Raw genomic sequence first — 25,772 nt, forward strand, 5'->3', positions numbered from 1 at the left:
TTTTCATGTAATGAAGGATTAAGATGTAAATTATGGAATCAATATGTATAAGGATGATGGGAAATGAAAAGAGCAAGGTTGATTTACAACCCGACTTCGGGCCGGGAAGCCATTAAGAAGAGCCTGCCAGGTGTGCTAGCGAAGCTTGAAGAAGCTGGTTATGAAGCTTCTGCACATGCGACGACTGGTGCTGGGGATGCGACGAAAGCGGCAAAGATAGCGATTGAACGCGGCTATGAGGTAGTTATTGCAGCAGGGGGCGACGGTACGATTTATGAGGTTGTTAATGGACTGGCCACTGCAGAGAAACGTCCGAAACTAGGAATCATCCCGACGGGAACGACCAATGATTTCGCCCGGGCGCTGCATTTACCGAAGTCGATCGAAGGGGCAGCCGAAATTATTGCCGGCGGGCATACGATGCCGATCGATATCGGGAAAATGAACGATAAGTATTTTATCAATATTGCTGGCGGGGGCAGATTGACAGAATTGACCTACGACGTGCCGATCAAGCTGAAAACGATGCTCGGTCAGCTAGCGTACTATATTAAAGGAATTGAAATGCTTCCTTCAATTAAGCCGACGGAAGTTTCTATTGAATATGATGGAAAGCTTTTTGAAGGGGAGATCATGCTTTTCTTGGTGGCTAACACGAATTCGGTCGGGGGCTTCGAGAAACTGGCCCCTGACGCCTCTTTGAATGATGGTATGTTCACGTTGCTTATTTTAAAAAAGGCAAACCTGGCTGATATTGTCCGTGTCGCAACATTGGCAATGCGCGGTGAGCATATCCATGATAAAAATGTCATTTATGAAAAAGCCAATCGAATTAAAGTACAGGCCAAAAAGGATATGATGCTTAATTTGGATGGGGAATTTGGCGGGATGGCCCCAGCTGAATTCGTCAATCAGTACCGCCATTTTGATGTATTCATTCCGCAAGGACTACTGCCGGATGATCCGGCAAATAAATAAGGTGAAAAGGCCACTGAATCTGGTGGCCTTTTCAGTTTAATGAAGCAAGGAGAATTGCAACATGTATATCAGGAAAGCGACACCGGAGGATGCGGACAAGGCAGCCATATTGACCCGGTTAGCGATTAAGGAAATTGCAGAGGTTTTGACAGGGGAAACGGAAGAAGAAAGAATACTTTCCGTTCTTGCCGACTTGTTCAGGAAAAGTGGGAATCGGGTCAGCTATGAAAATACGCTTGTCAGTGAACATGATGGACAAGTATCTGGATTGATCATTGCTTACCATGGCAAGGATGCCGAGAGCTTGGATGAACCGATAGTGAAACAATTAAGGCTCAAAATGAAAGACCCAAGCGTTACGCTCGATAAGGAAGCGGAAATGAGAGACTTTTATTTGGATACCGTGTCCGTCGACCCGAATTTTCAAGGAAGAGGAATTGGCAGTGCACTGATTCAATATGTGGAGGAATACGCTAAAAATAAGGGGTATCCAAGAATTTCTTTAGTCGTTGAAAATGAAAATGTAGCGGCGAATCGTCTCTATGGCAGATTAGGATATATAGAAATGAAAACCATTTCGATTAGCGGCCATGAATTTCGCTATATGGTAAAGGAAATAGAAGAACCTCCTGTTTAACAGGGGGTCCTTTTTAGTTCTTTGAAGTTTGGCATTGTATGCGATTACATTTGCTGCCCATTCATGGCTGCCCAATCAGCGTAAGCTCCGGTGCCATTACAGCCGGGACAGTCGTGTATATCGGAAAAATGATATTCCGTAGGTACGAAGGAGCTGTATCCACGTCCGTAACAATCCGGACAGAGGCCTTTTTCCTCCATACTCGCTCGATGTTTTTCTATCCTTGTAGCATTCCAGGCCGATATAGAGTTAAATAAACCCATTTCCTCACCTCTTTTGTTTTTCCTTATTTTTCTTTTTTTATTGAACTTTTATTCATGGAACTATGAAAAATCCGTAATTCCTTCCACTATATTTTTATGAAAACCAGGGTAAATTGGTGAGTGGTTTTGTGGCAAGGCCCCTATTGTGGTAAAATACAGGCTAGCATAAAAAAGAAAAGAGAAGATGATATGAAAAAAACAGCACCAGTTGCTAAAAATGATATAGTAGAGGTTTTATTTGAAGATTTAACACATGAAGGAGCTGGCGTCGCTAAAGTCGATGGCTACCCGATCTTTGTTCAGGGCGCCCTTCCAGGTGAAAAAGCAAAAATCAAAGTGATGAAGGCTAATAAGGGTTATGGCTTCGGACGCTTGATGGAGATTATCGAAAACAGTCCATACCGGGTTGAGGTCACGACTGAAGACTACCATAAGTACGGTGGTTGTCAGCTGCAGCATATGAGCTATGAAGGGCAGTTGGAATTCAAGGAAAAGCAAGTACGTGAAGTGATGACACGCATTGGGAAACTTGAGGATGTGAAGGTTCATCCGATCATCGGGATGGAGAATCCAACCCATTATCGCAATAAAGCGCAAGTGCCTGTTGGTGAAAAGGATGGCAAGCTAATAGCAGGGTTCTTCAAACCGCGGACACATGAAATCGTTGAAACGAAAGAAAGCATTATCCAAAATGAAGTGATTAATGAAGCCGTTCAAGTCGTTAAAGAGATTTTCAGTAAACTTGGTATCCCCGCTTACAATGAAGAGGCACATAAAGGTGTATTGCGGCACATCATGGCCCGTTATGGCAAGCAAACAGGGGAATTAATGATTGTTCTTGTTACTAGAACGAAAAGTATCCCTTTCATCGAAACCATCGTGAAGGAAATCGTTGAACGTCTTCCACAAGTTAAATCCATCGTTCAAAACGTGAATTCCAAGAAAACGAATGTTATCTTAGGCGATAAAATGACTGTGCTATGGGGCGACGAAGTAATCCATGATATGATCGGTGATGTGAAATTTGCGATATCAGCAAAATCTTTCTACCAAATCAATCCAGATCAAACGAAAGTCCTTTATGATAAAGCTCTTGACTATGCAGGGCTGACTGGTGAAGAAACGGTGATAGATGCCTATTGCGGCATTGGGACCATCTCTTTATTTTTAGCTAAAAAAGCGAAAAAAGTAATTGGTGTCGAAGTGGTCGAAGAAGCGATCGAAGACGCACGGCGTAACGCTGAATTGAATGAAATCTCAAATGCAGAATTCATGGTCGGCGATGCAGGTAACGTTATTGCTGAATGGTATCAAAAGGGCAATACTGCTGATGTCATCGTGGTGGATCCGCCACGCAAAGGTTGTGAAGAATCCCTTCTGAATACGATCATCGAGATGAAGCCTAATAAAGTCGTATACGTATCATGCAACCCAGGCACTCTAGCGCGTGATCTTCATATCTTGGAAGAAGGCGGATATAAAGCAGTTGATATCCAGCCTGTCGATATGTTCCCAATGACTACACATGTTGAAAATGTAGTGTTATTAGAGTTGAAATGATTGAATGCGGGCCCGGTCTAATTGACTGGGCCCGCATTTTTTATGTTTGTACAATATTGACTTCCGATCCACACACTCGCTCTCTGCGGGCGGTCGTCCCTCGGCATGCGCCTGAGGGAGGTTTTTCACTAGGTGCGCTTTTCCCGCAGGAATCTCTCCAAATAACTTAGTTACAACAGTTAGAAAGGAGACCATGCCTAAAGGAGTTGCAGGGCTGCTTTGGGTCAGGTTGTTTCGGGAGAATATTTGAAGAAAGATAGGTTCCCGAACCTCTTTGTCAACAAACTGTTGGTCCCGGTCTAAATGACCGGGACCTTTTTCACGTAGTTAAATTGAAGAAAAGGGAGGGGGATTTTTTTTTGAATGATTATTCTTGACGCTCTGACTTGGACATATATTAAGAAATATATGGATTGGGAGGCAAGGTGATTTTATTAATTTTCAAAAAGCGGTGGCTGTCATTGTTGGTAGCTTTTTGGTGGGCATTGGAATAAATGGATTTTTGGTTCCTCATCATTTAATAGATGGCGGCGTAATTGGGATTGCACTCATCCTTCATTATTTCTTTAGTTTTCAAACGGGACTATCCATGTTGGTTCTTAGCATTCCTATATTTTTATATGCCTGGTATTATGAACGCCCTTTTTTCTATAGCAGCGTTCACGGATTGCTTTTGACATCCCTTTTTATGGATTGGCTTAATCCATTGAAAAAGGTTTTTTCCATTTCAATACTGGCAAGCTCCTTGATTGGCGGTGTCATCATAGGGATGGGCATAGGACTCATGCTTCGATATGAGACAAGCAGCGGGGGGACGGATATGCTAGCCAAAATCATCTCAAAATCCACCTCCATGGATATTGCTTTGGCGATTATTGTCATAGATACATTAATCATTTCAGCTGCAGCATTCACCTTAGGTATCGAAATTTTTCTTTTTTCATGTGTGACGATCGTGATCATTGGGCTGGTCACATCGCTTATGAAAGTGAGGGAATGAATATATAATCAGTTCCTTAAGATATGGATTACGTTATCTATCGCCTTTTGCAGCTTCTCGCTATTTTTGCTAAACATCTCTTTAGCTTCTTTTGATTCAGTTCCAAGTGCAAATAACTCCAAGTCCGCTTGGCATTTCTTCAAGGTCGCGAGCAAAAGAGGTTTTTCTTGAGGAGAAGGAACTTTAAGTTTATCATCAAAAAGGTCCACAGTTAATTCTCCATTAGAATTGGCTTGACCAAGAAAAACATTATCGAGGATTACCCCCAACTTATCCAGTTCAGTAAGAAGCCAATTTCGGTTCAGACCAATCGTGGAAAGTGGTTCATCAAGTATACGGCCATCCATGATGATGGTTTGTGGCTCCTTTACTGCAGCCACTGGCATGTTAAGGTCCTTAGGTGTTACAGGTTGATTTTGCTTCTTTAACATTACGGAAAAATCCCCATTGGCTTCCAATAAGGCAAACTCAACTTCGGAAATATCAAAGACATCCTTTTTTCGGAGCAATCCCAGCAATTCATCGATGGTATATTTCTCTTTTTTTAAATTATCTTCCATGACTTTCCCATCTTTGATGAAAACCGATGCTTTTCCTTCCACAAGATCACGGAATGTTTTACTTTTTAAGGATATTAATCCTGCAATGAAAGGTGCTATGGCAAAAACAAGGATGGACAGGACGCCATGTATAATATTGCCCTCCACTTTTGTAGCTAATTCTGCCCCAACATTACCGATGGTTATGCCCGTTACATATTCAAAAAAGGAGAGCTGGGACAATTGTTTTTTTCCTAACACTTTAGTGATTACAAAAAGAACAATTAAAAAGAAAAATGAACGCAAAACAATTTCTAACCAACCCGGCATTACCAAACACCTCCTGCTTGATCATTAAAAACCTTTATATTGTGGTTCTTCCCGTTCTAACTCGCCCACGCGCTTCTGTACATCCTTCCTAACTTCATTAACCACCAGCATCGTTTCGTGCAAAATCCGTTTAGATTCATCATCTTGAGTCCTGAGTGCTAAGCTGGATAAGCCTGCTTCAATTCCTTTTAGGCTGGAGACACATTGTTTGACATTGGAAGCTATCGTCATGCAGCAACCTCCTTATCTTTTTAGGTGTATAATAATGACTCGGAACCATGAGCAGCTGTTATCCAGGCACTGGTTGCTTCCAGCATGCCAGTGGCAACAACCGATCAATCGATTTTTTTTCACATCGCTAACGCTACAGGTGTCTGTTCAAATATCAACCCTTAGTTTTGTGCTTCTCCGTCATATTCAATCGATACGGCATGGGCGATGCATGGAATCGTCTCACTTTGTTGAAAGGATAGGGGAGATAGCAAGGCACCGGTAGCCACGACGAGCAATCGTTTAATTTCCCCTTTTTTCATGCGATTTAATAAATGACCATAAACGACGGTTGCGGAACATCCAGGGCCACTTGCCCCGGCCAGGACCGGTTGACCATCCCTGTATATCATTAAACCGCAATCTTTATATTGCTCTTCTTTAATCGGCGTGCCATGTTTTTTAAATATTGCCAAAGAAACTTCATGTCCAATCTTTCCTAAATCCCCAGTCACTATCAAATCATAATAGGATGGGGCGAGGTTTCTTTCTCTGAGATGTGCTTCAATCGTATCTACAGCGGCCGGAGCCATGGCACCTCCCATATTGAAAGGATCGGTCAATCCCATGTCGATGACACGGCCTATCGTAGCTGAAGTGACCCTTGGGCCTTCCCCGGCACTGCTTAATAAAGCCACTCCTGCCCCCGTAACGGTCCATTGGGCTGTCGGAGGTTTTTGCCCTCCGTATTCCGTTGGATAGCGAAATTGCTTTTCCACTGCAGCGTTATGGCTTGATGCTCCTGTCAATAAGTACTCTGCCCCTTTGGTGTTGACAAGGTATGCACCAAGAGCCAGTCCCTCCATGGAGGTGGAGCAGGCGCCAAATAAGCCGAGATAAGGTGTTCCAAGTGTTCGGCAGGCAAAACTGGTAGGGGTTATTTGATTGATTAGGTCGCCTCCAAGGAAAAATTGTATCTGTTCCTTTTGAAGACCCGCCTTCTCGATTGCTTTTGTACTCGCTTCCTCCAATAAGACTTTATGTGCTTTTTCATAGGTATCTTGATTAATCCATAAATCGGAATGGAGAAGATCGAAATCATCCGCAAGCAAACCGTCTGCTTCAAATGGACCGCCAACGGTTCCAGTGGAGACGATGACAGGCTTTTGATCAAACACCCATGTGCGATGCCCCGTAAGCATTATTAAACCACCCCATTGTATGAGTATTGTCAGTAAAATTAAACAAAGGAATAACATAAAAATCCTTCAGCCAATTTGAATATAGTACAGCCACGAAACCTTTGGCCCGGAGTTCAATGGCTGCAGTATCACCGCAACCTGAAAGTAACAAAGCGGCCAATTCGGTCAAACAAAATCCGGAGATAAAGCAGTCAGCTTTCACTTTTTATCATTTAACATCCTTGTATCACATCATTCGGCGTTAAAAGTCTTTCTGAAGTCCAGGACAATCGTAATTCTCAAAACGATCTTCTACGATGATTCTGAAGTTGTAGTCGATCATAATTTAAGAATTACAGCTCTTTCATCCGCAGTTCAAGTCAGGTATGTAACCCTTTGGTAGTTTGTGATTGGCTTAAAGATTTTGTTCTTGGTTATGGAAAGATATAAAAAAGGCTGGTTGCTTTAACCAACCTTTTTTATATGGATGATCATTGTTTATATTGAGGTTCCTCGTTTTGAATCTCTTCTATGCGAGGAGTGATGCTGTCGACAATCGTTTGTGTTTGTTGGGCAGCTTGTTGGTACAATTGTTTGGCTTGCTCATTATCTGTTGAAAGGGCGAAAGTTTCAAAGCTCGCTTGAGCGCTTTTTAACCCTGCTATAGTTGTTTTGACATCGTTTATAACTGTCATATATGAACCCCCCTAGTTTTTAACTGCCTTATTAGAGTGAGGAAAAAATGAATATCCATACCTTCTAAATATATCCATGATTGAAATCACTTAGCTTCTTCCATTAATCAAACGTTTGATTAATGGAATGGAAACAGGCAGAATTCATTGTTTTAATCCTCCTTTTTCGTTGTGCGACTCGTTTTTATTGTTTAATCATTGACCGTATTCAGAATTTTAAATATAATTGTAGAAAACATAACGTTATTACGTGAGGTGATATGACATTTATATTATGGACGATTTATATAGTAGGGTTGTTATTGAAATTTCATCTGAAGAAGTGATGAAAGGACTGCTATTCCACAAAAGCAAACAGGAGTCGGAAATTGAATCGATCAAAGGTAAAATTCATAAATATGAGCAAAAACGACGAGCTGAGGAAGCTTGGTATCAATCACTGTCACCATTTAAACGTTTTTTTACAGGGCGTGCCCCAAGTCATCACCAGGCGGTTGAACATTTGGTTAATGTGAAAGATAGATATAAACAAATCGAGAAAATAAAACAGCGGGTCGCTTTATTAAATGAGGTGATCGGTTTACTTGAGGCTGAACCGGAAAAAAGGGAAATGAATTTGCCATCAGACATCATTAAAGAAATAATGGCCTGGCAGAAAGCGGAGGGAACGCCGAGATGACTCTAGAAACGTTAAACGCTGGCCTGGATACGATTTGGGTGGTTCTTACAGCAGCCATGATACTATTGATGGAGGGCGGGTTTGCCTTATTGGAGGCAGGGTTCGTCCGTACGAAAAATAATGTGAACATCATCATGAAGGTTTTTGCCGATATTACGATCGGAACGCTTTGCTATTTCGTCGTTGGTTTTGGCTTAATGTATGGAAAGGATGTATTTGGAATCATCGGGGCAAGTGGCTTTCTGCTGAAAGGTGATTTGTCGCACATCGACCTTACGATTTCCATGGATGCATATTGGTTATTTCAAGGGGCATTCGTCATCGCCGTCATTTCCATCGTTTCGGGAGCAGTTGCGGAAAGGATCAATTTTCGGGCGTATCTTATTTTTGTCGTAATGATGACAGCATTCATCTATCCGATTGCCGGTCACTGGGTATGGGGTGGCGGATGGTTAAGTAGGATGGGCATGCAGGACTTCGCAGGGTCTGCTGTCATTCATGCACTAGGCGGTTTTTCAGCACTTGCGGCTGCCATTGTTATCGGGCCGAGAGCAGGTAAATTCACTTCAAGGGGGACCAGCTCCATTTCGCTGCCGAGTAATCTCCCCTTGGCATCTGTCGGGGCATTCCTTTTATGGTTTGGCTGGTTTGGATTTAATGCAGGAAGCACCTTGCAAGCTACAGATGTCCGAATTGGACATATTGCCATTGTCACGATGCTCTCAGCTGCATCAGGGGGAGCGGTTACCCTGCTTTATACACTGTTTAGATATGGACGCTCGGATGCACCTTCCGTCATCAATGGCTCACTTGCTGGTCTTGTCGGGATTACGGCTGGATGTGCATTCGTTAGTGATCTGGCGGCGTTGCTGATTGGAGCAGTTTCTGGAATGTTGATGTTAGCTGCAACAAATTGGTTGGAAGCCCGGAAAATCGATGATCCGGTCGGTGCCTTTCCTGTTCATGCGGCATCAGGAATGTGGGGTACGCTAGCGGTAGGGCTTTTCTACACTGAAAACGGATTGTTTGCCGGCGGAGGATGGCATTTGCTCGGAGTTCAAATATTAGGATTAGTGGTGTTATGCATCTGGGGCTTTTCAGTTACTTGGCTTGTTTTTAAAGTTATAAATGTTTGGCTGCCGATAAGATCGACTGAAGAAGAAGAAGAACTTGGGTTGGATATCAGTTATCATGGCATCATGGCCACACATACCTCGCCGGAATTCATCAAGGTAGAGGAATACTATAAGCAGGATGAAGAATTGACAAGATAATGTCTATAATACAATGGTAAAATCAAGTAAGAGGTGAATTTTTAAATGGGTGTATGCAATCTTAATCATTCGCAGCAAGATGTCAGGCTAAAATTTGAGAGCCAAAAGGCATTTTTACCAACACTATTGAGTCAAACATTAGATCGATATCTTGAAAAAGGGAATTTGCAAGAAACATTGAATGAACTTTTTCATCTATTGAAGAAGTATGACTTGTCTACCCAGGAGGAACAGGAATCTAGAAACGAAAAGTTGAAACGGATCATGTTGTAAATTAGAAAGAGCAGGAGTGTAAATATGACTCCTGCTCTTTTATTTTCTTGGCTCTTTTCGTAAAGGTTGTTGTTTTTAAAACGAAACTATCTAAGGTTGATTGCAGCGGAAAGCGAGCATCTGGAGGGGAAATCAACCACACTTCACTACTTGGTAAATAGCAACAAAGTATGTAAAAACATCCGTTTTCTTATAAATAACTTGATGAATTCCGCGGGAATATGGCAGATTCCTATTTTTTATTCTGCAGATCAGTATTGTGTAACTACTTTTTTAAAGCAAGTAGCAGGATTCATATTTAAGGCGGCGAAAACAATTGTGTATATGACAAATAGTGAAAATCGTAAAGCTATGTAACTCTGGACAAGGGTTTGTTGAACCTTTAAAGATTAATCAATCGTTTGATTAAATCTCAAAGCAAAAAGCGGGAGCTCACAATGAGCTCCTGCTATTTCCTTCATTAAAAACCATCATCTGTTGCGGTGAAGGGGATGTTAAGGTTTCTTTCCACGGCCCGAAGTCTTTGATTCAGTCTGTTTAACCTATTCGTATGTCGCTGGTCCGCTTGACTTAGCCTGGTGATTTCCTGGTTAATGCGGTTCACTTCACGATTTATCCGCGTGATTTCTTGGTTCTGCCGATTGAGTTCCCTCGTTTGACGCTCGTTTTGACGCTCAAGTTCCCGGATTCTTCTTTCAAGTTGTTGAGGCTGCCTTTCAATATCGAATTGGTCTGGCACCTGGCTATATGGATTTTCTTGTACCTGCTGAAAGTTCCAATCTTGCTGTGGAATATAATCAAATCTTTCAGGCTGTTGGAAGTATGGGTTAAAATTTGGTTCAAAGTACTGATGATTTCCATTTTGTTGTGGATAAGGATAAAATCCGTATGAATTCATGGTCAACTCTCCTTTTTAAAATCAGGATGGATACCCTATAACTTATGTCAGTTCCGGTGAAGTGACTAGGCGTTAGCCCATATGAATGAGAAGAAGAGGGAATTCACAGAAAAAATTTCAATAAATTTGCAGAAACCATCCGGTTCATATATCGTTTAGGGTAGAGAAATTCTTTTTTTCATCTTGAAACCAATTCCAAGGATAATTCGTATATAAAGAAAAGAGTGTAAGTCAGGAGTGTAATGATAATGAATCGATTTGTTGCTGATTTTGTTCCAATATTGATTGCATTTCCAATGGTTTTGCCGGTTTGGATGATTAGCTATTTCGTATTGAATCAACCGTTTGCCCTGTCCGTTGTCATATCTTTAGCAGGAGGGGTACTTGCATACTGGCTGAGTTCCGTATATTTTTCATCAAGATACCTCAAAAAACATGAATTGACGAGAAAAGAATATCAATATATAAAGAAAAACTTAATTGAAGCAAAACCGAAGATATGGAGGGTGCAAAAAGCACTAATCTCGGTCAGGCATATCTCTTCTTTTAAACAGAGGAAAGAGATGATTAAAATGATCAGGAAAATATACAGTCTGACAAAAAAAGAACCGAAGCGGTTTTATCAAGCGGAACAGTTTTATTACTCGCATCTGGATTCTGCCATGGAGCTTGCGGAGAAATATGTTTTTCTAGCACAGCAGCCAAAAAAGAATAGGGAACTTGAACTTTCCTTAACGGAGACTCGTAAAACTTTAAAGGAACTTACTAATACGATAGAAAAGGATTTATATAAAGTGATTGCCAATGATATCGATGACCTTAACTTCGAATTGGATGTTGCTAAGCAATCCATTAAAACTAGAAAAGAGTCACAAGTAATTGATGAAAGCAGGAGGTTAAAATGAATAACAATGATCCAAACCTGTTGAATAAAACGAATAACGCCAGTTTGATCGATGACCTTTTAGCCAATCCATTTGATGGGGTGCAGGAGCTTGAGAAAGTAACTTCCCAGGAAGCGAAACCGGTTAAACTGATTGATGTCATTCCTGAAGAGAACAGGGCCAAAGCTTATCAGCTTGCTGAACAAATCGACCCAACGAATCATCAGGCAATGATATCCTATGGTACACCCGCCCAATCAAAGCTCCTGACCTTTTCTAATTCCATGCTTGAGCATGTCCAGAAAAAAGATGTGGGTGAAGTGGGTAGCATTATCAATGATTTAATGAAAAAGTTAAACGAGCTCAGCCCGGATGAGTTAAAACCGGATAAGCCCTCATTTTTTGCGCGTATGTTCGGGAAGCTCTCGGGATCTGTACAGGAGGTGCTATCCAAGTATCAAAAAACCGGTGCCCAAATTGACCGAATCAGCGTAAAACTCGATCGGAGCAAGAATATCCTGTTATCGGATATCGTAATTCTCGAAAAGCTATATGAAACGAATAAGGAATATTTCCAGGCATTGAATGTCTATATTGCAGCTGGGGAAATCAAACTCGAAGAAATCCATGAGAAAACGATTCCGGAGCTAAGGAAGTCCGCTGAATCAAGTAATGATCAAATGAAGTTTCAAGAAGTAAATGATATGCTGCAATTTGCTGAACGGTTGGATAAAAGGCTTCATGATTTGAAGTTGAGCCGTGAAATCACGATTCAAAGCGCACCGCAAATCAGGCTGATCCAAAACACGAATCAGGCACTAGTCGAAAAAATCCAATCTTCGATCATGACAGCCATCCCACTTTGGAAAAACCAGGTTGCGATTGCACTGACCCTAATCAGGCAAAGGCATGCTGTAGAAGCCCAAAAACAGGTTTCCAAGACTACAAATGACTTGTTATTGAAGAACTCCGAGATGCTGAAAACGAATACCATTGAAACCGCAAAAGAAAATGAGCGCGGACTTGTCGATATTGAAACATTAAAGAAAACTCAAGCTAACTTGATATCCACGCTTGAGGAGACCATGCGGATTCAAGAAGAAGGCAGGCATAAACGCCGTCAAGCTGAACAGGAATTGGCGTCAATGGAAAATGAACTGAAACAGAAACTATTAGAGATAAAGGGATAAGGGGAGATAACATGGAGACTATCGAGGCTATAAAAACGAGAAGAAGCATTGGAATCGTTAAGCAAGATCCGGTTCCTAAAGAAATGATCGAGCAAATCATTGAAGCCGGAACATATGCACCTAATCATCATCGGACGGAGCCTTGGCGTTTTTTTGTTTTGACAGGGGAAGGAAGAAATAAACTTGGGCAGGTATTCGAAGAAATAACAAGAATCGAAAATGCTGATGATACCCCTGAAAGTTTAATCAGCAAGCTCGAAAGGCAAAAAAAGAATCCATTAAGGGCTCCAGTCATCATCGCAGTGGGCATGGAGCCTAGTGATAAGAATAATGTCCTCGTCGCAGAAGAATATGCGGCTGTGAACAGTGCCATCCAAAATATGCTTCTTGCAGCACATTCTCTAGGTTTGGGAGCAGTATGGAGAACGGGGAAAATAACTTATCATGACAAAGTCCGTGAATTTTTCAATTTATCCTCTAAGGGAGAGGTATTGGCTTTCATATACTTGGGTTATCCTGACATGGAGCCGAAACCTGCTAAGAAAACACCGATTGACGAATTGACCACATGGATCGGATGAGGATTAGTGGCTGCATCAGTTTATAGACACTGATGCAGCTTTTTTTATTGGCTTCTTTAATTATACTTTTACTGAAAGGGATTTGACTTTGTCAGGCTTCGTTTCAAGTGACGATTGGTGAATTAGGTTGTACAATACAAAGGAAGAATAAATTTTGATGAATTAGGATGTGTCTATAGATGAGAACGATTGATCCATTTGAGATACTCGATGGAAAAGCGATAAAATATTTGGATGTATTTGGCGTTGAGGATGGCATTGCTTTAAAAAGTAAATACGAAGATAAATCGTATTGGATATATGATTATTATTGCATGCATCAGACTTGTGATTGCCAGGAAGTATACCTTGAATTCGTTGAGGAGCTTAAAGGCAATAAACAGGCGGGACAGCATTTTGGAGTGAGGGTTTCTTTCGGGGATAATCAATTCGTCCTGGAGGATTATAATATTTCGAAGCAAAAGGCGATGGATATCGCGGAAGATACGCTGAAGTACAGTAAAGATGTAATGGAGTTATTTAAACAGCGGTATCAGCAAATGAAGGAAAAAGGCACGCAAATTATCACGGAAAGTGCAAAGGCAGCTAAAATGCCGCATGTTCATGCAGAACCGGTCATTGGCAGAAATGAGCCTTGTCCTTGCGGAAGCGGGAAAAAATACAAAAAATGCTGCGGTGCAGCTTAACATCTTGGAAGCTGACTCGATTCGGAGTCGCTTCTTTTTTATTGGAAAAGTGCGTGCTTGGGAAAAAAATGAGAAAAAAGTGTAGCATAAAACGAACATTTGTTCTATAATAAGAGTACCAGATAATAACACAAAAAGAAATAAAAACTAGTTATTTAGACGGAATTTTCCGAAAACTTCTTTTTTATTTTCATAAATCTGGTATATATAAGAGAGAAGAGTTTTTTGATCTCATCTCTTTCAACGGTAGACGGCAACCAGACGGGATGAAAATCCCTACACTGATGGCAGTTTAACTTATTGAACGAAGGAAGGGGTAATCAAATGACAAGAGAAAAAAGATTAATACCTTACAAAGTTCTTGAAGTGATGGAAACGGTGAAAGAGAAGATTCCTGAGGGTGTCGAGCTTGTGAAAGCACCGGCAATTTGGGAAAAAAGCAGTTATGGTGAGGGCGTGGTAGTTGCCGTCATTGATACAGGCATAGACAAGGGACATCCAGACCTCAAGGAAAGAATCATTGGCGGGAAGGATTTTACCAATACCGGGGATTATCAAGATGATAACGGACATGGGACACATGTTAGCGGTACGGTTGTTGCTGCCATCAATAATGCTGGTGTAGTGGGAGTTGCTCCGAAGGCAAGCATATTAGCGTTAAAGGCCCTGAATGGTCAAGGACAAGGCGACATTGATTGGATTAATGGTGCTCTAGAGTATGCCATCAATTGGCGGGGGCCAAATGAAGAAAAGGTTTCGGTTATTTCACTTTCGCTTGGCGGACCTCCCGATGAGACTGAACACAAACTCATTCAAAAGGCCCTTCAGAACGATATCCTTGTTGTTTGTGCAGCTGGAAATAGCGGTGATGGGCGTCATGAAACGGATGAATTGGATTATCCAGGAGCATATCCCGAGGTAGTGGAAGTGGGGGCTGTGGATTTAAGCAGAAATTTAGCGGATTTTTCAAATACAAATGATGAAATTGACTTGGTGGCGCCAGGGGTTGATATTCTCTCTACGTATCCAGGAAATAAATATGCCAGGTTGAGCGGAACGTCAATGGCTACGCCTCATGTAAGCGGTGCGGCAGCTCTCTTGAAAGTGATTGCTGAAAAAGAATTTGAGCGCAATTTAACTGAAGCGGAATTATATGCACAGCTGGTGAAAAGTACGGAAGATCTGGGAATAAGCAAAAAAGCGCAGGGAAATGGACTGCTTAACTTAACGATTACGGAACAAAGAGCTGAAAAATCGATTAAGATTACGATAGAATCAGAAAATCTAAAGTTACCGAGTAAATCGGTGGTCATGGAATAGTAGAGAAAAAAGGTGCCCCAGGAAATTTTTGGGGCACCTTCCATAATGATTATTTTTTATTTTTCCTTAGAGCTGCAAAAAGGGCTACAATGGAAAGAATTAATGATATGACAGCCAGGGTAATGACCAGCGTTTGGTTGCCATCACCTTCTGTTGTTGCTGCATCCTTTGAATTGTCAGGTGTCGTGGAATCATTAGTGTCAGCTTCATCTTCGTGACCATGGTCCGCAGGTTCAGCATCAGCCTTGGGTGCAACCGTGATTTCCGTTACAGAATGCGGTAGGTCTGAGCCTTCTTCACCGCTCCATTCAACGATTTCACCATCTTCGTAATATTGAAATGCATCCCAGGCAACTTTCGTTTCTTCTTTAGGGTTTTGTGCTACGAAAGAGAATTGCTGGAATTGTCCAGCAGCTATTCCTTTGTCAGTTGCTGCCCAAGTTACCGTTTTTACATGCCCATCTTTGTCACCTTCTGTCGTTACTTTCCATCCCGGTACAGGCTGATAGCTTTCAAAAGTAACCCCTTCAGGTACTTTTAAAGTCACCTTTGTAGTGGCAGTTTCTTTTTCTACGGGTACTTTAATTGTATAAGTTTCCCACGCCTCAGGTGCAGATGAACTTGGCTTGACCGAAACGTGAGCATATGCTGAACCGGAAAAAATGAATAATGCAGCAAATGTAAAAATAAGTAGCTTTGAAATGTTTTTCATTTTTATAAATCCCTCCTATTATGAATTCCCTATGAAAATTATAAAATCAGCATTGATTGAATCCAGGCTTTCAGTCAATCCATGAACATGGATATTCCACTTTCCTGGCATGGTTAATATAGACTTTGATGTAAATGTCCCTGTGTTTTTCTCCTTCATTTGCAGCTTTATTTCACCGCGTGGCGTATCCAATGGCTGCATCGTGATCGTAAGCTGCTCTATTTCAGCAATTGGCTTGCCTTCATTGGATAGATTTACTTGAATCATGTTATCCCCGACTTCATTGGGCGTCACCATTAATGTAACCTCGTTATTTTCATCAGTCCGTAACGTTTTTTCAATGGGGCCCGGAGAAGACATGGCAGTTTGGACATTTGTTAATAAAGCTGCAACGAGAAGGATGACGATTCCTAAACCAAACTCCATTCCCACACTATAACCAAGTTTTTTCGTTTGCTTTTTCCCTCTGAGAAAATGAAAGCCGCCTAAAACGATCATGATTAACATGAGACCGATTTTCGCTAGTAACAATTGGCCATATGTTGTGTTAAACATTGAATGGATAGTTGGCACATGCTGTAAACTGCTATATATTCCGCTAATAATCAGGATGATTACAAACAGAAATGCCCATTTGGAAAACCTTTGAATGATCGACCAGTAAAAGGTTTTCTTATCTTGTTGGACTGCCTGCCGATCTGCAAGCCCAGGCAAAATCACCAATATGGCCATAAGGCCGCCGAGCCATAAAGTCATGGAAAATAAATGAAGGAAATCTATCAAAACGGCCAGAGCCTGATTAGGAACGGCTGCTGTATGTCCGGTGAATGCCTTACAAATCATCAAGCTGGCAATTATGATGAATGAAATGAAAGGTAGTGATTTATTCATTGAGTTCTCGAGCATGAAATAAATTACTAAAAATAGAAGGAGCAATATTAGAATTTCCAAGATCCAGATCGTCCCAAAGTTTGTAGCATTCAATACTTCCTTTATATAACTAACATTAAATGCATCGGTCCAACCTACGCCAGCATCGATCGTAACTCTTAAAGGCAGGCTGCAGAAGATGGAAAATGCTAAACCAGCATATGAAAGCCAAAGGTATAGACGGGTTCTTCTGCTGGCTTCAAAAAGTCGGGAATCCTTCATTAGCGATAATCTGAAAAAAAGGATTCCGGTAAGGGCAGCGAAGCATATGTATTGTAGACTTTGCAGAAAAACGTTGATGGAATTCGGAAAACTTTCATTCACTTCGGATTTATTTTGATCTGATAGGCCTGCCGAATCTCCGAATTGAAAGGGGATAGTTCCTTCAATAGGATGGCCATCACTCGAAACCACTCTCCATTTAATATAGTAAATCCCTTCATCGATCGTACCCTTCCACTTAGCTTCCAGTATTTTTTCACTCTGTTCAGAGATTGTACTGTCTTGAGTTTGAATTTTGTCTCCATCTTGGCTGAATACCTCAAGCGAATGAAAAGCTGGTTGTATATTCTCGCTGAATTGAATGGTGATCTTTTCAGGAAGAGTATCCATCGCTTCATTCGGGCTAGGATTAGAGCTGATTACTGTAGCATGCCCAGAAGCCATTGCCGGGTATAAAAGCAAACTGAATAGGCTGACTACCAGCCATAAATATTTTTTCATCTTGGTGTGTCATCATCCTTTCATCCGATTATGTAAGCCCATTATAAAAGGAAAATGTGAAAAAACAGTGAAAATAATTTAGTTATCTAAAGGCAGTTTAAGAGGTTCGCTATAAAATGAGAACAATAAGTTTTAGTTTTGCCTTCCATTCCAGTATAGCCATAAATAAGTGGTGGGAATTCCACTTTGCATAAAGTTTATACCAAATAGGCATCCTCCTTTTGATATAAAGTCCATTAAGAAATAATTAAGGTTCCTTTAGTAATCTGAGCCTATCATGTTTAAGGAATTTGGAGGGATAGGTTTTGATGAAGAAGGGATTAAAAGAAACAAGTGTGAAGGTGATCTTGGTTGGTTCCCTTGTGGGGATGGGAACATCCATTTATACGCCAGCGACAGAAGCTGCGGAAGGCACTTCTGTCATTTTGGAAGAGGCCCAAACGGTAAATAGTCTTTCAAAGCTAGAGATAGAGGGTATAGCACTGGATCAAAAGTTTACAGAAGATGTACACGACTATAGTTCAACAGTGGGGAATGTGGAAAAGATTACCTTGCTTGCAGCAAGCCCTAACGAGAATGCAGTCATATATGTGAATGGTGTCAAAATGACGGATGGTAAATTGAAGGATTTAACTCTTCAAACTGGCATGAATACGTTTGTAATCACCGTCAGCGATGGGGAAAATGAAACCGTTACCTATACTCTCAAGGTCGAAAAACATGAAAGTGATGATAACCTTTTAACATCGATTGGATTATCAAAAGGCTCATTAACATTCGATTCTAAGGTGACAGCTTATCATGCTTCAGTTGAAAATGAAGTCCAGTCGGTTACGGTAACTCCAACATTAAGTGACAGCAAGGCAATTGTAAAGGTAAATGGAAAGGATGCAACCAGTGCAGGTGTAAAGGTTACCCTTCCAGTCGGTAAGAAAACGGTGAAGATAACCGTTACAGCGGAAAATGGTGATGAAAAAATATATACACTCACGATTACACGGGCTGCAGCCGCAGCAAAGGAAACGGAATCGAAAGCTGCTCCAAAAGAGGATGAAGTTCAAAAGACCCCCTTAACAGGAACGAGTAAAGCCCAACCTTCCTCGGATAAGGGGAATAAATCTTCTTTATCATCAGCAGAATCCTCGGATAAGGGAAGTAAAACATCTTTAACATCAGCGGAATCCTCCAATAATCAAAAGCCAAGCAGTGGTGTCAGTGAAGTAACGAATGCACAGCAAATTGAAAGTATTTCAGCACAAAAAGTGAAAACGGATTCTGTTGAGAAAGTAACGTCCGCAGATTCTTTAGGCAAGGAAGGCAATAATGGACCAGTGTTAAACAGTCTGACGGTATCATCCGGCGTATGGAACAAATCTTTTGAATCTAATGAGCATACCTATCATATAGAGGTCGATAATGATATTTCTTCAGTCGAATTGAATGCAACGACAAATGCCAGCGGAGCAACGATTGAATATGACGGTGCGAGCAGTGCAAAAGTGAAGATCAAGGATAAAGCGAAAACGGCCATTTCCGTTACCGTTTCAAAGGATGGGGAGCGTCGTACTTACGTCCTTGTTTTCGAAAAGGACATGGATGTTGAAATGGATGAGGAAGAAACCGTGGATGATGTCAAAACAAAAGAGGTGGAAGTTGAGGCAGCGCAAACGAGTACAGCTGGTATGACGGAGAGCGAAACATCCAATGATCCAGGAGGCCAGGCTAATGGGAAACAACCTGCTGAGACGGTTTCATTCTTTGGGAATATAAAGGAATTCTTCACCTCTCTGATAAAATAGGATGGTTTTGAATCCTGCAAAAAAAGGACAAGGTTCAGGCTTGTCCTCGAAGAGTTCATATTTATATGGGCAAAATGATTTGGACCTCGGTTCCTTGGTTCAGTTCACTGTTAAACCGGACCTTTCCCCGATGCGCCTCAATGATTCGGCAACTGACTGTCAGTCCTAATCCGGTTCCTTTTTCTTTTGAAGAATAGAAAGGCTCTCCAAGATGTTTTATGCGGTTTTTTTCTATTCCGCTACCGTTATCTTTGATGGTGATGGAAAGGTTATTGTTCATTCGTTCAAAATCAATCCAAATGTGGTCGGCGGATGCCTCCATGGAATTCTTGAGCATGTTTATGAAAACTTGTTTTAATTGGTTTCCCTCACATAATAGAAGCGGTATTTCATTTTTGACAGATATTGATATTTTGGTTGGGTACGAGTCCGCCTCTGGTTTCAACAAGGTTTTGACATCGTTCATCAGGTCGATGATTTGATGTTTGCTGAATGGAAGTTCCTGTGGTTTTGCCAGAACGAGTAACTCGCTTACAATAAGATTGATCCGGTCCAATTCACTTAACATGATCGTGTAGTATTGTTCAAAGGGATGGTCGCTCTTTTTAAGCAGTTGGACGAAACCTTTTAAAGAAGTCAGCGGATTTCGTACCTCGTGGGCTACACTTGCGGCAAGTTCGCCGACTATCGATAATTTTTCGGTTCTTCTTAAGCGTGCTTCGGTTTCTCGAATTTGAGTGACTTCTTTAGCATAAGTAATGATTCCGACTAAATCCTCGCCAACCATCATCGGGACAAACGTACAAGAAAGTAAGATGGACTTCCCGTACTTCGTCAGGAATTCTATATCTTTCCCTTTTTTGATCCCCTTTTGGTTTTCCATGACATATTGGCATGATGTACGGATCAATTCCGCGTCTTCTGCTGAAAAATTCAAATTAATGAATGAAGCGCCATGTATTTCTTCTTGTTGAAAGCCTGTTACCGTTTCAAACCTTGGATTCACGGTCGTGATCATTCCATTTAAATCAAGCATCAGCATCGGATAAGGGTTGTGCTCAAACAATGATTTATAGCGTTGTTCGCTATCAAATAATTGATTCTCCGCGACAACTCTTTCAGATATATCCCTGCCAATGACGACTAAGCCTTTACGTGAACCATCTTCATTGAACAGGGGAACTTTAATCGTATCAAAGGTCTTGTGATTGCCATCGGGAAGAGGGATGATTTCCTCGCACCTAGTAATTTCCCCCTTTACCCACGTTTCTTCATCGGAAATTTCACAGTAGATCAACGATTCTTTATAAAATTCGGTGTATTCTGCGAGCTCACTGTCTCTTTTTCCCTTATAATCTACATGCTCCAATTGAAATAATTGCAGCCCGAAGGTATTGGATTCAAGCCATCGGCCATCCCCATCCTTGAAATTAACGAAATCCACCATTGAATTGATGAGTGTGCGCCGACGTTGTTCCGCCTCTTTTAATCGTTTGAATTCTTCCTTTTTAGCTAAATAAAGATATAGAATTAAGCCTATTGATAAAAGGAAAACAATGCCTTCCGCCCTTTGGAGTTGAATGAAGACCTCTTTATTATGGATATTTGTAGTTAAAAAATAGTCGAAAACGACTAATGTAAGAATCCCGGATAGGATATATATTGCTAAGATGGAGCGTTTGGACATGGAGATTCTCCCTGTTTTTAAGACATTTCAAAGGTAAAAATACATACACATTTTAACAAACTATCGGAAAAAAATATATGCAGAATCTCTAAATAAAAAAACAGGGGCCAATGTGGTCACCTGTTTTTTCTGAAGAGGGTTAGTTTCTTCTTCTTTTTTGCACGCTTATAGATCATGAAGAATAGTAAGAAGAGGAGTGCAAGAGCAGCTAGCGTATATTGGTTCATTTCAACAGATAGCAGTCCATAGGGAATCAGTGATAGGAAAAAAAAGTATATAAGGTTGCCAAGTGCCGTCGCCAATAAAAAGTCTTTGAAAGTGACGGTGCTGACTCCGGCTGCCAAGTTAATTAAGCTTGTGGGGATAAGCGGGAAAATCCTGCCTGTAAACACGTACATGAAGCCATGATCCACTACAGATTCTTGCCACTTTTCACCAATCTTCTTTAAAAGAAGCTCCTGAAACCAGTTTCTTGCTGCATAAAAAATGAATCCTGAGGCAACAACACTTGTAAACCAACTCCATAGATAGCCATATATGAATCCGAATATCGTGACGTTGATGGTTAGGAGCAAAATTAAGGGGATGATTGTAAAAGAATTTTGTACAAACATCAATACGAATGTCACAATAAATGTAAGCAAAAGATTTTCCTTCAATATGCCAATAACAGAATCCAAATCACTTTTCCAAACCAAAGTGAACAGTTCTGCATTAGAGTATATAAAAATTGCGATTACAAGTAGACCGATTATGGTCAGGACTTTTTTCAAAGGGCCACCACCATTCTTACTAATAGTTTATCATTTTCGAGTTCAATGGTGAAAAAAAAGAGCTGCCGCATCATGCAGACAGCTCTTTTCCATTATAGTGGCTTAACGGCCCGGAGATTCCTTTTAAAGCCACTTTTCAAACTGAATTCTTTTGTTCATTCCATAAATGATTGGCGCTCCAATCAAAAGGACAACGAACTCACCGACAGCTGTAGTCATCCAGCTTAGCCAGAATGGCAAGCCAAAGGCAAGGTTCAGTTCAATTGCAATTAAAAACATTGTGAACGTGAAAAAGATAATCGTAGCGACCATACGTCCTTTAATGCCTTTTATGAAACGAGACACATAAATGACAAGCAATAAGGCGAGCAGGGATTGGCCCACCCCAAAAATCAAATCATATGGCACCATCGGCGAAAAGAGCAGATTCGATATGAAGACTCCTCCAACGATACCGTAGATATACTTTTTATTGAATACAATCAGATGATTCAACATTTCCGGTACACGGAATTGGAACATCTCAAAAGCTATTGGTTTAAACACCAATGAGACCGCCACATACAAGGCAGCCAATAACCCGTTTATCACGAGTGTACGAACATTCATTTTACTCTCTCCCTAGTTTTTTATCGTGGGATGGTTACGAACCACGTGCAGGCGTTTACCCGATGTTTAATAGTAGCCCATGTAAGCTTGTTTCGTCAATTTGTAAAGAATGGTTTTAATTTATAGGTTTCCATCCAGATGAAGCAGCACAATTGAATTTTGAATTATTGCAATGAAGGATGATATTATTTCAATATGTACATAAAAAGGAGTGAATATTGATATGTCGATCGAAAGTGTCAAAAGCCATTTTAAACAATGGAATCGGGAAGGCGACGTAAAGGAGTTTGAAACATCTAGTGCCACGGTGATTGAGGCAGCGGAAACCATCGGTGTTATCCCAGCGCGGATTGCCAAGACCCTTTCCTTTAAAGGGGAAGGTGAACACGCGATTTTGGTTGTTGCCGCAGGGGACGCGAAAGTGGAAAATAAGAAATTTCGTCAGACGTTCGGTTTCAAGGCACGAATGCTTTCACCTGATGAAGTGCTTGCACAGACCGGCCATGCAATCGGAGGCGTTTGCCCGTTTGGCCTGGCAAACGATTTAGCTGTTTTTCTTGATGTATCGATGAAGCGCTTCGAGTCATTGTTTCCGGCTTGCGGCAGTTCAAACTCTGCAATAGAACTTACGCTCGCTGAATTATTTGAATATTCAGGTGCCAAGGATTGGGTGGATGTTTGTAAGGGGTGGGAAGAAAAGGGGAATGTGGAAACGGCGGCAGGAAATGCAGTTGATGGCATTTGATGAATGGGATGGAGTCCACTAAAGTGAACTTTATTTGGGGCCGCATTCATTTCTATTATTAAAGCGGAAAACGGGCAGAAAGTGTTCCTGATCGGAGGTTGAAAGATGTTAAATGGAAGCGAAAGAAAAAGCAATAGCAGCTATCTGAGTCTTAAAACTCTTTATGAAGAAAATATAACGGTTAAGAGCATTGCCCAGGAACTTGAGTTTTGCCATAAAAACGATCTGGCGCTGGATATCCAGAAAGCAATGAAAAAAAAGAATTTTGATATATTGGCAGTCCAAGATCAAGGGGAAATCATCGGATATATCGAAAGGCAAGAACTAGGTGAGGGAAGTATTTCTGAATATATGAGAAACTTCTCACCAAGGGAAATGGTTTCGAATTCCACCCCTTTGATCCAGCTTCTCCATATTTTTAAGAATAAAACAAGGGTGTTCGTATTAGAGAATAATTCAATTAAAATGTTGATTACCCATGCCGACCTCCAAAAGCCTCCGATCAGGATGCTGATATTTGGATATATTACCTTATTGGAAATGAGGATGAGCGATATCATCCTTGATAGATTCGGCGATGGCAGCTGGTATCCAATGATCAGCGAAGACCGTTTAGAAAAGGCAACCGAATTATATAAAAGGAGAATCGATAAAAATGAGGATATCAATATAATAGAGTGCCTGCAAATCAGTGATAAATTCGATATTATACATAAAGATAAAGAATTGAGGCACTTCTTCCAAATTCCTTCGAAAAGTAAAGGGAAGAAGGATGCGAATGCCATCCGAAAATTACGGGATAAGATTTCCCATGCTAATGAACTGGGTCTGGACATGTCATGGATGGAAATTATCGAGGTTGTCGAGTCCTGCGGCCGACTGCTCGAAATCTCTGAATCCTATCCTTATGAAAAATAAGATCCGGCTAATCATGCTGGTTCTTTTTTTTGCGCATCCAGATAGAAAAAAACTGCCCGTATCAGGCAGTCTCCCCGAAAAATTCAAAACTCCGGCAGTTGATCCAGGTTATTTTCTTTTATCCCATCGGGCTCACTCCGTAATATGTCACGTCCATATTTATGAAAGACGTCAACGTTGGCCAGGTTGCCAGCTTTGGCTTCCGCAAGGGCTGTTGGGTAGTCGAGTTCGCGGCCGGAGTTCGTTTTGATGGCGATAATATTGTCCTCTTCATTTTTCCTTACGGCGATGATTTCTTCTTTTCCTGCTGCTGAATCACTTTGGTTTGCTTGCGGTGTTCCCTGCTGTTTATATGACTCATAGGCTTCTTCAAATTGGTCCATGGTTTAGACACCTCCTATTTATAGGGTGAACCATTTTTCTTGCAATATACAAACCGGATTTCGTCCAACTTGAGCCGTTAATTCGTCCAAATGGGCCGATCTTTCGGCACTTTTTTTTGTGAATGCTGTCGTCTTGGCCTTTTTGCAGTGGCATGGCACTTGCATCTTGTATAAGTAGTAACGAGAAATAATATTCACTAGATTAAGGGAGGAATAGTAATCATGAATGTAAAACAAGGGGCAAGCACTGTAAATGCAAAACAACAGGTCAAGACAATGAAAGCGGCGGTCGTCAATGAGTTTAACCAAAAACTTGAAATTAAGGAAGTACCGATTCCGGAATTGGAATATGGTGAGATATTAGTGAAAATTAAAGCCTGTGGCGTGTGTCATACCGATTTACATGCTGCACATGGTGATTGGCCGGTAAAACCCAAGCTTCCGCTTATCCCGGGACATGAGGGTGTGGGCATTATAGAAAAGGTGGCGGAAGGCGTAACTTCCTTGAAAGTGGGTGACCGTGTTGGGATCCCTTGGCTTTATTCGGCCTGCGGCGATTGTGAATATTGTCTGACCGGCAGGGAAACGCTTTGCCTGGATCAATTGAATGCAGGCTATTCCGTGGACGGCGGGTATGCGGAGTATTGTAAAGCATCAGCAAAGTATGTGGTGAAGGTTCCTGAAGGGCTTGACTTTGCGGAGGTATCACCGATTTTCTGTGCAGGTGTAACGACTTATAAGGCGCTTAAGGTATCAGAAGCAAAACCTGGCGATTGGGTAGCGATTTATGGAATTGGCGGATTGGGACATGTTGCCCTGCAATACGCAAAAGCGATGGGCTTTAATGTCATTGCTGTCGATATTCAAGATGATAAGCTTGATCTGGCAACGGAACTTGGGGCGGATTACACGGTTAATGGGCTTAAGACTGATCCTGTACAGGCCATTAAGGATAAGGTTGGCGGTGTGCAGGCATCCATTTCTGTGGCGGTTACGAAAAAAGCATTCGAACAGGCTTACAGTTCAGTCAAGAGAGGCGGCACACTTGTCGTAGTCGGATTGCCGAATGATGAACTTCCAATCCCGATTTTTGATACAGTGTTAAATGGGGTGACTGTAAAAGGGTCCATCGTCGGGACGAGAAAAGATTTACAGGAAGCTGTTCAATTTGCGGCTGAGGGTAAAGTCAGAACGAATATTGAAACAAGAAAGCTTGATGAAATCAATGACGTGTTTTCAATGATGGAAAACGGAGAAATCAACGGCCGCATCGTTTTGACGCTAGAATAGGAACAGAGGAGGAAGCCCTGGAACG

At 41.4% G+C, this 25,772-nt stretch carries 27 protein-coding genes, 1 pseudogene and 1 riboswitch; of the genes and pseudogenes, 16 read left to right on the top strand and 12 right to left on the bottom strand.

What is annotated here, in order from left to right:
* The first annotated feature begins 63 nt into the window (after positions 1-63).
* Positions 64-978 (top strand): diacylglycerol kinase, encoded by a 915-nt coding sequence (locus tag OTG27_RS12245; RefSeq protein WP_034306067.1) that lies wholly within the window; start codon positions 64-66, stop codon positions 976-978.
* Between the two features lie 61 nt (positions 979-1,039).
* A complete protein-coding gene (locus OTG27_RS12250; protein WP_057278500.1) occupies positions 1,040-1,615 on the top strand; it encodes a GNAT family N-acetyltransferase in 576 nt (191 codons plus the stop codon).
* A 44-nt stretch (positions 1,616-1,659) separates the two neighbouring features.
* Here OTG27_RS12250 and OTG27_RS12255 read toward each other — a convergent pair whose 3' ends face one another.
* On the bottom strand, positions 1,660-1,878 hold the full coding sequence (locus OTG27_RS12255; RefSeq protein ID WP_034306063.1) for a hypothetical protein: 219 nt from the start codon (positions 1,876-1,878) through the stop codon (positions 1,660-1,662).
* Positions 1,879-2,067: 189 nt separating this feature from the next.
* On the opposite strand from OTG27_RS12255, the gene rlmD reads away from it, so the two are divergent.
* Positions 2,068-3,438 (top strand): 23S rRNA (uracil(1939)-C(5))-methyltransferase RlmD, encoded by a 1,371-nt coding sequence (gene rlmD, locus OTG27_RS12260; RefSeq protein ID WP_096338814.1) that lies wholly within the window; start codon positions 2,068-2,070, stop codon positions 3,436-3,438.
* Positions 3,439-3,889: 451 nt separating this feature from the next.
* Positions 3,890-4,438: a YitT family protein gene (locus tag OTG27_RS12265; RefSeq protein WP_235568398.1), complete on the top strand. Its 549-nt coding sequence runs from the start codon at positions 3,890-3,892 to the stop codon at positions 4,436-4,438.
* Positions 4,439-4,446: 8 nt separating this feature from the next.
* On the opposite strand, the gene OTG27_RS12270 is transcribed toward OTG27_RS12265, so the two are convergent.
* From OTG27_RS12270 to OTG27_RS12285, 4 genes are all read right to left on the bottom strand, one after another.
* Positions 4,447-5,307 (bottom strand): DUF421 domain-containing protein, encoded by an 861-nt coding sequence (locus tag OTG27_RS12270; RefSeq protein ID WP_268937083.1) that lies wholly within the window; start codon positions 5,305-5,307, stop codon positions 4,447-4,449.
* A gap of 24 nt (positions 5,308-5,331) precedes the next feature.
* Positions 5,332-5,538, bottom strand: coding sequence for a DUF1657 domain-containing protein (locus tag OTG27_RS12275; protein ID WP_057278504.1), 207 nt, complete (start codon positions 5,536-5,538; stop codon positions 5,332-5,334).
* 161 nt (positions 5,539-5,699) lie between these two features.
* Positions 5,700-6,719, bottom strand: coding sequence for a stage V sporulation protein AD (gene spoVAD, locus OTG27_RS12280; RefSeq protein WP_268937084.1), 1,020 nt, complete (start codon positions 6,717-6,719; stop codon positions 5,700-5,702).
* A 470-nt stretch (positions 6,720-7,189) separates the two neighbouring features.
* A complete protein-coding gene (locus OTG27_RS12285) occupies positions 7,190-7,393 on the bottom strand; it encodes a DUF1657 domain-containing protein (protein ID WP_057278507.1) in 204 nt (67 codons plus the stop codon).
* A gap of 274 nt (positions 7,394-7,667) precedes the next feature.
* Between OTG27_RS12285 and OTG27_RS12290 the strand changes: the two genes are divergently transcribed.
* From OTG27_RS12290 to OTG27_RS12300, 3 genes are read left to right on the top strand one after another with little or no spacing between them, the layout of a single operon-like run.
* On the top strand, positions 7,668-8,072 hold the full coding sequence (locus tag OTG27_RS12290) for a hypothetical protein (RefSeq protein WP_240520804.1): 405 nt from the start codon (positions 7,668-7,670) through the stop codon (positions 8,070-8,072).
* A complete protein-coding gene (locus OTG27_RS12295) occupies positions 8,069-9,346 on the top strand; it encodes an ammonium transporter (RefSeq protein WP_268937086.1) in 1,278 nt (425 codons plus the stop codon). Before OTG27_RS12290 ends, OTG27_RS12295 begins: the two co-directional genes overlap by 4 nt.
* 45 nt (positions 9,347-9,391) lie before the next feature.
* On the top strand, positions 9,392-9,619 hold the full coding sequence (locus OTG27_RS12300; protein ID WP_268937087.1) for a hypothetical protein: 228 nt from the start codon (positions 9,392-9,394) through the stop codon (positions 9,617-9,619).
* Positions 9,620-10,079: 460 nt separating this feature from the next.
* Here OTG27_RS12300 and OTG27_RS12305 read toward each other — a convergent pair whose 3' ends face one another.
* Positions 10,080-10,517 carry a coiled-coil domain-containing protein gene (locus tag OTG27_RS12305; protein ID WP_194719492.1) on the bottom strand — a complete coding sequence of 146 codons (438 nt, stop codon included), beginning with the start codon at positions 10,515-10,517 and terminating at the stop codon, positions 10,080-10,082.
* Between the two features lie 248 nt (positions 10,518-10,765).
* On the opposite strand from OTG27_RS12305, the gene OTG27_RS12310 reads away from it, so the two are divergent.
* The 5 genes and pseudogenes from OTG27_RS12310 (at position 10,766) to OTG27_RS12330 (ending at position 15,178) form a co-directional block, all read left to right on the top strand.
* Positions 10,766-11,422 (top strand): 5-bromo-4-chloroindolyl phosphate hydrolysis family protein, encoded by a 657-nt coding sequence (locus OTG27_RS12310; RefSeq protein ID WP_098184970.1) that lies wholly within the window; start codon positions 10,766-10,768, stop codon positions 11,420-11,422.
* Positions 11,419-12,591 carry a toxic anion resistance protein gene (locus OTG27_RS12315; RefSeq protein ID WP_268937088.1) on the top strand — a complete coding sequence of 391 codons (1,173 nt, stop codon included), beginning with the start codon at positions 11,419-11,421 and terminating at the stop codon, positions 12,589-12,591. The genes OTG27_RS12310 and OTG27_RS12315 overlap by 4 nt, the downstream gene beginning before the upstream one ends.
* 11 nt (positions 12,592-12,602) lie before the next feature.
* Entirely contained in the window at positions 12,603-13,172 is a 570-nt protein-coding gene (locus tag OTG27_RS12320) for a nitroreductase family protein (RefSeq protein WP_054398091.1), read from the top strand.
* 608 nt (positions 13,173-13,780) lie between these two features.
* Positions 13,781-13,858 (top strand): annotated as a pseudogene (locus OTG27_RS26840) (SEC-C metal-binding domain-containing protein); the annotation flags it as partial.
* Positions 13,859-14,182: 324 nt separating this feature from the next.
* Positions 14,183-15,178, top strand: a complete 996-nt coding sequence (locus OTG27_RS12330) for a S8 family peptidase (RefSeq protein ID WP_057278511.1) — start codon at positions 14,183-14,185, stop codon at positions 15,176-15,178.
* Between the two features lie 49 nt (positions 15,179-15,227).
* On the opposite strand, the gene OTG27_RS12335 is transcribed toward OTG27_RS12330, so the two are convergent.
* Both OTG27_RS12335 and OTG27_RS12340 read right to left on the bottom strand, forming a co-directional pair.
* A complete protein-coding gene (locus OTG27_RS12335) occupies positions 15,228-15,890 on the bottom strand; it encodes a YcnI family copper-binding membrane protein (protein WP_098865645.1) in 663 nt (220 codons plus the stop codon).
* A gap of 18 nt (positions 15,891-15,908) precedes the next feature.
* On the bottom strand, positions 15,909-17,543 hold the full coding sequence (locus tag OTG27_RS12340) for a copper resistance CopC/CopD family protein (RefSeq protein WP_268937089.1): 1,635 nt from the start codon (positions 17,541-17,543) through the stop codon (positions 15,909-15,911).
* Between the two features lie 308 nt (positions 17,544-17,851).
* Here OTG27_RS12340 and OTG27_RS12345 point away from each other — a divergent pair, with 308 nt between their 5' ends.
* Positions 17,852-19,342 carry a cadherin-like beta sandwich domain-containing protein gene (locus tag OTG27_RS12345; protein ID WP_268937090.1) on the top strand — a complete coding sequence of 497 codons (1,491 nt, stop codon included), beginning with the start codon at positions 17,852-17,854 and terminating at the stop codon, positions 19,340-19,342.
* A 61-nt stretch (positions 19,343-19,403) separates the two neighbouring features.
* On the opposite strand, the gene OTG27_RS12350 is transcribed toward OTG27_RS12345, so the two are convergent.
* From OTG27_RS12350 to OTG27_RS12360, 3 genes are all read right to left on the bottom strand, one after another.
* The gene (locus OTG27_RS12350; protein ID WP_057278515.1) at positions 19,404-21,029 is read right to left on the bottom strand and encodes a PAS domain-containing sensor histidine kinase; all 1,626 of its coding nucleotides are present in this window, start codon (positions 21,027-21,029) and stop codon (positions 19,404-19,406) included.
* 116 nt (positions 21,030-21,145) lie between these two features.
* A complete protein-coding gene (locus OTG27_RS12355) occupies positions 21,146-21,802 on the bottom strand; it encodes a TVP38/TMEM64 family protein (RefSeq protein WP_268937091.1) in 657 nt (218 codons plus the stop codon).
* A gap of 123 nt (positions 21,803-21,925) precedes the next feature.
* On the bottom strand, positions 21,926-22,411 hold the full coding sequence (locus OTG27_RS12360; RefSeq protein ID WP_034306030.1) for a QueT transporter family protein: 486 nt from the start codon (positions 22,409-22,411) through the stop codon (positions 21,926-21,928).
* Between the two features lie 6 nt (positions 22,412-22,417).
* Positions 22,418-22,462: riboswitch (PreQ1 riboswitch) on the bottom strand.
* A 172-nt stretch (positions 22,463-22,634) separates the two neighbouring features.
* Between OTG27_RS12360 and OTG27_RS12365 the strand changes: the two genes are divergently transcribed.
* Positions 22,635-23,156, top strand: a complete 522-nt coding sequence (locus OTG27_RS12365) for a YbaK/EbsC family protein (RefSeq protein WP_268937092.1) — start codon at positions 22,635-22,637, stop codon at positions 23,154-23,156.
* Between the two features lie 105 nt (positions 23,157-23,261).
* On the top strand, positions 23,262-24,074 hold the full coding sequence (locus OTG27_RS12370; RefSeq protein ID WP_057278518.1) for a CBS domain-containing protein: 813 nt from the start codon (positions 23,262-23,264) through the stop codon (positions 24,072-24,074).
* An 83-nt stretch (positions 24,075-24,157) separates the two neighbouring features.
* On the opposite strand, the gene OTG27_RS12375 is transcribed toward OTG27_RS12370, so the two are convergent.
* A complete protein-coding gene (locus OTG27_RS12375; protein ID WP_063595344.1) occupies positions 24,158-24,457 on the bottom strand; it encodes a DUF3892 domain-containing protein in 300 nt (99 codons plus the stop codon).
* Positions 24,458-24,733: 276 nt separating this feature from the next.
* Between OTG27_RS12375 and adhP the strand changes: the two genes are divergently transcribed.
* Entirely contained in the window at positions 24,734-25,747 is a 1,014-nt protein-coding gene (gene adhP / locus OTG27_RS12380) for an alcohol dehydrogenase AdhP (protein ID WP_268937229.1), read from the top strand.
* Positions 25,748-25,772: the final 25 nt, after the last annotated feature.

It is taken from the genome of Peribacillus sp. AS_2 (assembly GCF_026891895.1).
Taxonomy (GTDB): Bacteria; Bacillota; Bacilli; order Bacillales; family DSM-1321; genus Peribacillus; species Peribacillus frigoritolerans.